This is a genomic window from Amycolatopsis sp. cmx-4-61 (assembly GCF_046548775.1).
Taxonomy (GTDB): Bacteria; Actinomycetota; Actinomycetes; order Mycobacteriales; family Pseudonocardiaceae; genus Amycolatopsis.
In genome coordinates this window covers 287,799-295,697 of record NZ_JAEBEI010000010.1, presented here as the reverse complement: position 1 = coordinate 295,697, position 7,899 = coordinate 287,799, and the positions used below count along the sequence as shown (strand labels likewise).

The 7,899-nt window shown below is 72.1% G+C and carries 6 protein-coding genes and 1 pseudogene; 3 read left to right on the top strand and 4 right to left on the bottom strand.

Annotated features, from left to right (window positions below; all coding sequences use genetic code 11):
* Window positions 1-93: 93 nt before the first annotated feature.
* A pseudogene (locus ACLJOU_RS27450) lies at window positions 94-1,049 on the bottom strand (IS481 family transposase).
* Between the two features lie 302 nt (window positions 1,050-1,351).
* Window positions 1,352-1,864, bottom strand: a complete 513-nt coding sequence (locus ACLJOU_RS27445; RefSeq protein WP_410571125.1) for a DUF664 domain-containing protein — start codon at window positions 1,862-1,864, stop codon at window positions 1,352-1,354.
* Between the two features lie 45 nt (window positions 1,865-1,909).
* Between ACLJOU_RS27445 and ACLJOU_RS27440 the strand changes: the two genes are divergently transcribed.
* Genes ACLJOU_RS27440 through ACLJOU_RS27430 form a run of 3 tightly spaced genes read left to right on the top strand, consistent with a single transcriptional unit; the run spans window position 1,910 to window position 6,242 of the window.
* A complete protein-coding gene (locus tag ACLJOU_RS27440) occupies window positions 1,910-2,770 on the top strand; it encodes a hypothetical protein (RefSeq protein ID WP_410571124.1) in 861 nt (286 codons plus the stop codon).
* A 53-nt stretch (window positions 2,771-2,823) separates the two neighbouring features.
* Window positions 2,824-4,494 (top strand): ABC transporter ATP-binding protein, encoded by a 1,671-nt coding sequence (locus ACLJOU_RS27435; RefSeq protein ID WP_410571122.1) that lies wholly within the window; start codon window positions 2,824-2,826, stop codon window positions 4,492-4,494.
* Window positions 4,491-6,242 (top strand): ABC transporter ATP-binding protein, encoded by a 1,752-nt coding sequence (locus ACLJOU_RS27430; RefSeq protein WP_410571121.1) that lies wholly within the window; start codon window positions 4,491-4,493, stop codon window positions 6,240-6,242. Before ACLJOU_RS27435 ends, ACLJOU_RS27430 begins: the two co-directional genes overlap by 4 nt.
* 376 nt (window positions 6,243-6,618) lie before the next feature.
* On the opposite strand, the gene ACLJOU_RS27425 is transcribed toward ACLJOU_RS27430, so the two are convergent.
* Both ACLJOU_RS27425 and ACLJOU_RS27420 read right to left on the bottom strand, forming a co-directional pair.
* On the bottom strand, window positions 6,619-6,828 hold the full coding sequence (locus ACLJOU_RS27425) for an MbtH family protein (protein ID WP_410571120.1): 210 nt from the start codon (window positions 6,826-6,828) through the stop codon (window positions 6,619-6,621).
* A gap of 11 nt (window positions 6,829-6,839) precedes the next feature.
* Complete coding sequence (locus ACLJOU_RS27420) at window positions 6,840-7,865, bottom strand: ABC transporter substrate-binding protein (protein WP_410571118.1); 1,026 nt, start codon at window positions 7,863-7,865, stop codon at window positions 6,840-6,842.
* Window positions 7,866-7,899 lie beyond the last annotated feature (34 nt).

Sequence of the window (7,899 nt, the reverse complement as noted above, 5' to 3'; positions counted from 1 at the left end):
GGTTCAACCTGCTCAAACAATGGCGCGGCCTGGCCACTCGCTACGACAAGCTCGCCATCGTCTACCGATCAGCGGTTGTTCTCCATGCAGTGATCACTTGGACCAAGGCTTTGTCAGACACGCCCTAACTGTGATGTCAGGGAGGTTGGTCAGCCGTGTGCTGGGTGGCTTGCCGCCGACGGATGAGTGGGGTCGGTGGTGATTGTAGAAGCGCAGCCAGCCGGGTAGCGCTGCTCGGCGGTCGGTTTCGCTGGAGTGGAAGCCGGCGTAGGCCCACCCGCCGGCGACGTGCGGTGGAAGCGTTCGATTTTGCCGTTGCTCCGGGCCGGTAGGGCCGGGTCCGTTTCGGGAAGATGCCCAGCTCGGCGCAAGTGTCAAGCCAGGCGTGGGAGCGGTAGGTCGAGCCGTTGTCGGACAGGACTCGTTCGACGGTGACGCCGAGGTCGGCGAACCAGGCGGCGGCCCGGCGCAGCACCGCAGTGGCGGTTTGGTCGGTGTGGATTTCGCGTAGGCGACGCGGAAGTGGTCGTCGATCACGGTGTGCAGCATCGCGGTGCCGGTGCGGGGCTTGTAGTCGGCGCCGCGGGGCAGGCCGGGGGTGGAGCGTTTGTTGATCTCGCCTTGTTGCCGGCCGACGTAGCGGTGTCCGCCGCCGTCGGGGATGTTGCCCAACTTGGTGACGTCGACGTGGATCAGCGATCCGGGATGGTCATGTTCGTAGCGGCGCAGCGGTTCGCCGGTGACCCGATCGATCCGGGAAAGGCGGTTGATCCGGCAGCGCGCCAGCACCGCGTGCACCGTGGACGCGGGCAGATCGAGTCGGCCGGCGATCTGGACCGGGCTCATCCGGTGCCGCCACCGCAGCCGCACAATCCGGCGCACCAGGTGCCCAGGTGTGCGGGCCGGGCTGTGGTGCGGCCGACTGCTGCGATCAGCCATCCCGACCACGCCTTCGGCGCGGTGGCGATCGGCCCACTTGCGGGCGATTTAGCAGCAACCATGAACATCTTTGCCGCCTCGGCGCAGGTCCAGCCTTGTTTGACGATCAGGCGTGCGAGTCGTAGCCGGGTGCGGGGGCCAGGGTGGCGTTATGGGTGGGACACGAAGGCCTCCGGTCGGCGAAGCGGTTCCTAGACAGCTCCACTTCACCTCTGGAGGCCTTCAGCTGTCTCCACGACAGGCCGCCACCAGTCACTTCAACCCGGGACAACGGTCCCCGGACATCACACCTAGCCACACCGGTCACCCAAGCCAGGCATCGCCACTCCACCCGCCGAGGCCAGATCCGGCCTGCTTCTTCCCTTTCCCCTCCCCTTGCCCACCCGCCGCCACCACCTCCGATTTCACTACGTCACTCGCCCACCTCCCCGTCCGCCAGCTCGCGCAGCACGTCCAGGTGTCCCACGTGGCGCGCCGTCTCCTGGACGACGTGCGCGACCACCCACCGCACCGTGAACTCCGCCCGCCGCCGGGTCCGGTCGTCCGGCCCCACCCCGCGCAAGGCCTTCTCCACCCGCGCCCACTCCGCCTTGTACGCCGCCACCACCGAAGCCGGTGTGTCGTCCGGGCCGACGTCCCAGCTCGGGTCCGGGCTCCCGGCCCACAGCGAGGGCAGGTCCGCTCCGCCCGCCTCGATCGCCAGCCACCAGCGCTCCACCGCCGTCAGGTGCTTCACCACCCCGAGCGCGCTCATCCGGGGTGACGCCGGCAACGGTGCCGCCGCCGCCTGCGAGCGCGTCAGCCCCGCCAGTTTGTTCACCGCCGTCGCGCGCAGGAACTGCAGGAAGTCCAGCAGGAGACGCAGCTCGTCGGCCGCCAGGGGCGCGGGCCACTGGCGGTGCGTCTTCGAACTCGTGTTCGACATGCCCGGGACCGTACCCCACGGGTCCGACAAAATAGAGTGATCGGCATGTGGTGGGGACTGCTCTGCGCCTTGGGCGCGGCATGCGCGTACGGCGTGGCTTCGGTGATGCAGTCGGTCGCCGCGCGGGCGACGGACACCGGCGCCGACGGCGTCGACCCGAAACTGCTGGTCCGCGTGCTCGGCCAGTGGAAGTTCGTGCTCGGGCTCTCGCTCGACGTCCTCGGCTTCGTCGCGCAGATCGTCGCACTGCACGTCCTGCCGCTGTTCGTCGTCCAGGCCGCGCTCGCCGCCAGCCTCGCCGTGACCGCCGTCGCCGCGCGGTTCCTCGGCGTGCGGCTCGGCAAAAAGGAATGGGCGGCCATCGGCGTCGTCTGCGCCGGGCTCGCCCTGCTCGGCGCCGCCGCCGAGAGTGAAGGGTCCGACCCGGTCGGGCTCGGCTTCCGGCTCGGCCTGGTCGCCGCGGTCGCCGTCCTCGCCGTGGCCGGGATCGTCGCGGGCAAGGCGAGCCGCCGGATCCGGACGCCGGCGCTCGGGCTCGTCGCGGGGCTGTGCTTCGGCGTCGTCGCCATCGCCGGCCGGATCATCCCCAGCCTCGCGCCGCTCGACCTGCTCACCGACGTCGCGACCTACACCGTCGCCGTCGCGGGCGGGCTGGCGATGCTGTTCTACGCGACGGCGCTGCAGCGCGGAAGCGTCACCACTTCGACGGCGATGATGGTCCTCGGCGAGACCGTGTTCCCCTCGCTGGTCGGCGTGCTGGCCCTCGGCGACCGCACCCGGCCGGGCTTCGCGGCCGTCGCCGTCGTCGGGTTCGCCCTCGCCGTCGCGGCCGCGCTCGCGCTGGCCCGGTTCGGCGAGCCGGCGACCGAATCGCGGAATGAGACGAAGCCGACCACGCTCCCGTAACCCGTTTACTTAGACTAGCCTTACCTATGCCAGCTCTGGAGAGGGAGGCGCGGGTGCGCACGACGGGACGGCAGGTCCTCCGCCGGTCGATCGCCGGGCAACGCCGACCGGTGGCGCTCGCGGCGCTCCTGACCGCGGGCCACCAAGGCGGTGAAGCGCTGGTCCCGGTGGTGATCGGCGTGGTCATCGACCAGGCCGTCGCGGGCGGCTCGGTGCGCACCCTCCTGGTCTGGCTGGCGGTGCTGGGCGTGCTCTTCGCCGCCCTGTCGACCAGCTACCGCCTCGGCGCCCGGTTCGGCGAGCGCGCCGCCGAACGCGCGGCCCACGACCTGCGCCTCGACGTCGGTCGCCGGGTGCTGCACCCCGGCGGCGTCGGCGGCTCCGGCACCCTCGCGGGCGAGCTGGTGAGCATCGGGACGTCGGACGCCAAGCGCGTCGGCACGGTCAACGGCGTCCTCCCCTTCGGGGTCGCCGGCCTGGCCGGGCTGCTGGTCAGCGCCGTCGCGCTGCTCACCATGTCGCTGCCCCTCGGCCTTCTCGTGCTGCTCGGCACGCCGCCGATGCTGTACCTGGCGCACCTGGTCGGGAAGCCCCTGGAACGCCGCAGCGAGGCCGAGCAGGAGCGGTCGGCGTTCGCCTCCGGGGTCGCCACCGACCTCGTCGCCGGACTCCGCGTGCTCAAGGGCATCGGCGCCGAACGCGCCGCCGTCGACCGCTACCGGCGGACCAGCCAGGACTCGCTGCGGGCGACGCTGCGCGCGGCCCGCGCCCAGGCCTGGCACAACGGCGCACTGCTGGCGCTCACCGGGATCTTCATCGCCGTCGTCGCACTGGTCGGCGGAAACCTCGCCGCGGCGGGCGACATCAGCGTCGGCGACCTGGTCGCCGCGGTCGGGCTCGCGCAGTACCTGATCACGCCGTTCACGCTCTTCTCCTGGGTCAACGGCGAACTCGCGCAGGGCCGGGCCTCGGCCGCGCGCATCGCCGACGTCCTGAACGCGCCGCCCGCGGTCAGCGGCGGTGACGCCACGCTCCCGGTCCCGGCGGCCGGGCACGTCAAGCTGTCCGGCCTGACCCGCGGCGCCCTGCGGGACGTCGGATTCGAAGCCCGCCCGGGTGAGCTGCTGGGCGTGGTGGCCACGGACCCGGCCGCGGCGACGGACCTCCTGGACTGCCTGGGCCGAGCCGCCGATCCCGACGGCGGCTCGGTCGCGGTCGACGCGGTGGATCTGTCCACTGTGGAACCGAGCCGGGTGCGGGAGGTGGTGCTCGTCGCCGCGCACGACGCCGACCTGTTCGCCGGGACCGTCGCGGACAACGTCACTTTCGGGCCGCTGGCCGCCGAGGCGATGACCGCGGCCGCCGTCGACGAAGTGGCGAGCGCGCTGCCCGACGGCGTCGCCACCGCCGTCACCGAACGCGGACGGTCGCTGTCGGGCGGGCAGCGCCAGCGCGTGGCGCTCGCCCGGGCGCTCGCCGCCGACGCGCCGGTACTGGTGCTGCACGACCCGACCACCGCCGTCGACACGGTCACCGAGGCCCGGATCGCCGCGGGGCTCGCCGAACTGCGGCGCGGCCGCACCACGATCCTGGTCACCACCAGCCCGGCGCTGCTCGCCGCCACCGACCGCGTCGTCCTGCTCGACGACGGGCGCGTCGCGGGCGAAGGCACGCACACCGAGCTGGCCGGCCGTCCCGACTACCGAGCGGCGGTGCTGTCATGACCCGCGAACTCCTCCCCGTGGCCGAGGGCCGCCGGATCCGCGCCGTCCTCGGCGAACTCCTCGGCCGGGCGAAGGGCCGCGCGGCGGCCGCGGCGACGATGCTCGTCGCGGCGACGGCGATCGGCCTGCTGACCGCGCCGCTGCTGGGCCGGGTCGTCGACCTGGTCGCCACGCGCCGTCCGGCGACCGAGCTGGTCACGCCGGTCGTGGGGCTGGCGCTGGTCGCGGTGGCGCAGGCGGTGGCGACGGCGATCGGGGTGTCGCTGGTGGCGCGGCTGGGTGAGACGATCCTGGCTGAGCTGCGGGAACGCTTCGTGGAACGCGCCCTCGGCCTGCCGCTCGAACAGCTCGAGCGCGCCGGGTCCGGTGACCTGACCGCACGCGTGACGAACGACGTCTCGGTGGTCGCCGAGGGCGTCCGGCAGGCGCTGCCCGAGCTGGGGCGGTCGGTGCTGACGGTCGTACTGACGCTCGGGGCACTGGCCGTGCTGGACTGGCGGTTCCTGCTGGCCGCGTTGCTGGCCGTGCCGATCCAGCTGTGGACCGTGCGCTGGTACGTGCCGCGCGCGAAGCCGTTGTACGCCGCTCAGCGCGAGGCGGTCGGGGCGCAACAGCAGCAGCTGCTGGACACCATCGGCGGCGCGAAGACGGTCCGGGCGTTCCGGCTGGCGGACACCCACCTGGCGCGGGTGCGCGACCGGTCCGATGCCGCCGTTTCCCTGGCGCTGCGCGGAATCCGGCTGGTGACGCGGTTCTACGCGCGGCTCAACCTGGCGGAGTTCGTCGGGCTGTCGGCCGTGCTCGCGCTGGGGTTCGTGCTGGTCGGCGCGGACGCGGTGACGGTCGGCGTCGCGACGGCGGCGGCCCTGTACTTCCACAGCCTGTTCGGGCCCATCACGACGGCGCTCGCCCTGGTCGACGACGCGCAGGCGGCCGCGGCCAGCCTCGCGCGCCTGATCGGCGTCGCCGACCTGCCCGCGGAGACCTCGCCCGCACAGCCGTCACGACCGGCGGACGCGTCGGTGAAGACGGCAGGCGTCGGATACTCCTATGTGGACGGTCACCCGGTGCTGCGGGACGTCGACCTCGGTTTCACACCGGGCGAACGGGTGGCGCTGGTCGGCGCGAGCGGGGCCGGGAAGACGACGCTGGCGAAGCTGATCGCCGGCATCCACCGCCCCGAGGTCGGCTCGATCACCCTCGGCGGCGTGTCCCTGGACGAGCTGGGGCCGGACGGTACTCGCCGGGCGGTCGGGCTGATCAGCCAGGAGGTTCACGTCTTCGCCGGGTCGCTGGCCGACGACCTGCGGCTGGCCCGCCCGACGGCGACGGACGCCGAACTGCGGGCCGCGCTGGCCAAGGTGGGCGCGCTGACCTGGGTGTCCTCCCTGCCGGACGGCCTCGCGACGGTCGTCGGCGAAGGCGGTCACCAGCTGACGGTGACCCAGGCGCAGCAGCTGGCCCTGGCCCGGCTGGTGCTGGCCGACCCGCCGATCGCCATCCTCGACGAGGCTACGGCCGAGGCGGGCAGCGCGGGATCGAAGGTCCTGGAGTCCGCGGCCGCGGCGGCGCTGGAAGGACGCACGGCCCTGGTGGTGGCCCACCGCCTCACGCAGGCGGCGGCGTCGGACCGGATCGTGGTCCTGGACGCGGGCGCGGTGGTCGAGTCCGGAACCCACGAGGAACTGGTGGCCGCGGGCGGCCAGTACGCAAACCTCTGGGCGGCGTGGTCCGGCCAGCGCGCCTGACACCGTGTCGTCCCCCCAATCACGCGAGATGACCCTCTGATCACACGAGATCCCCCTCCAGTCACGCAAGATCCCCCGTTGAGCACGCGAGGATTCGCGAGCCGACCGTCCGCGCACGCAAGTCGAGCGTTCCGGTTCACGGAAACCGCGTGATCGGCAGCGGAACTCGTGTGGCTCGACGCGGAACTCGTGTGACTGAAGGCGGAACTCGCGTGATCGACCGGGCATCTCACGTGATTGAAGGGTCATCTCGCGTGATTGGAGGGTCATCACGCGTGATTGGAGGGTCATCACGCGTGATTGGAGGGTCGACTCGGGGTGGGGAGAGACGACACGCCGGGAGCCCACGGCTCCCGGCGTGTCGTGCGGAGGGTGGTCAGGCGTCCATGGCGTCGGCCAGGGACTTGGGGCGCATGTCCGTCCAGTTCGCTTCCACGTGGTCCAGGCACTCCTGGCGGGACGACGGGCCGAACGCGACCGTCCAGCCGGCCGGGACGTCGACGAACTCCGGCCACAGGCTGTGCTGGTTCTCGGCGTTGACCAGGACCAGGTACGTCCCGGCGGGGTCTTCGAACGGGTTGGTCACGGCAGGCCTCCTCAGGCGGTGATGTCCGTGCGGGCGCCCTTCACCAGCGCCGTCAGCTTCTGGATGACCGGCGTGGCGAGCAGGTGGTTGAAGCGCGGCTCGGCCGACCAGTCGCCGAGCTGGTTCGCCTTGACCGCGGGCAGCTGGTTCCACGTCGGGAACTGCGTCATCCGGGCGCGCGGCATCGCGTACGAGCGCGAGTCGGTCAGGATCAGGTCCGCCGGGTACTTGCTCACCTGCTCCCACGACAGCTGCTCCCAGTAGTCCTCGCTGCCGCCGCCGGAGACGATGTCCAGGCCCAGCTCGCGGTAGTACGCGAGGTCGGCGAAGAAGTCCGGCTTCGCGATGTACAGGCCGTCCTTGTCGCCGTACAGGACCAGGACCTTGAGCCCGGCTTTCTCCTTCGCCGCCGCGCGCAGGTCCTCGGACGCCTTGTCGAAGTCCGCCTTGGCCTGCTTCATCGTGTCCGAGTTCGCGTCGCCGCCCAGTGCGACGGCCAGCTGCGAGTACCGCTCGATCACCTTGGGCAGCGTGACCTTGTACTCCGACAGCGCGACGATCGGGGCGACCTGCTGCACCTTCGGGCCGAGGTCGCCGGTGAGCACCCACATGTCCGTCGGCTTGGTGCCGGTCAGGCCGGTGACGACCAGGTCCGGCCGGAGCGCGGCGAACTTCTCCATGCTGAAGTCGTCCCAGGCGTTGCCGATCGAGGTGACGGCGTTCAGGTCGATGTTGCCGGCCTGGATCTCCTTGCCGCCGTCCGCGGTCTTCTGCGGGCCGAACACGCCGACCGGGCGAACGCCGTAGTCCCACAGTGCCGCCGCCGAGCTGGCGTAGGCGACCACCCGCGCCGGACGCTGGTCGCGCGCCGCCTTCTGCCCGCGGTCGTCGGTGAACTCCCACGGGCCGGAAGCGCCCCCGGCCGCCGGTTTGTCGCCGCTGCCGCACGCGGTGAGGGCCGCGGCGGCCGCGACGCCGCCCGCCCCGATCAGGAAACCACGCCGGCTGAGCCCGGCAGCGCCTTGGAACACGGACATGAGCACCTCTCGCAGACCATTAACTTAGGCACAC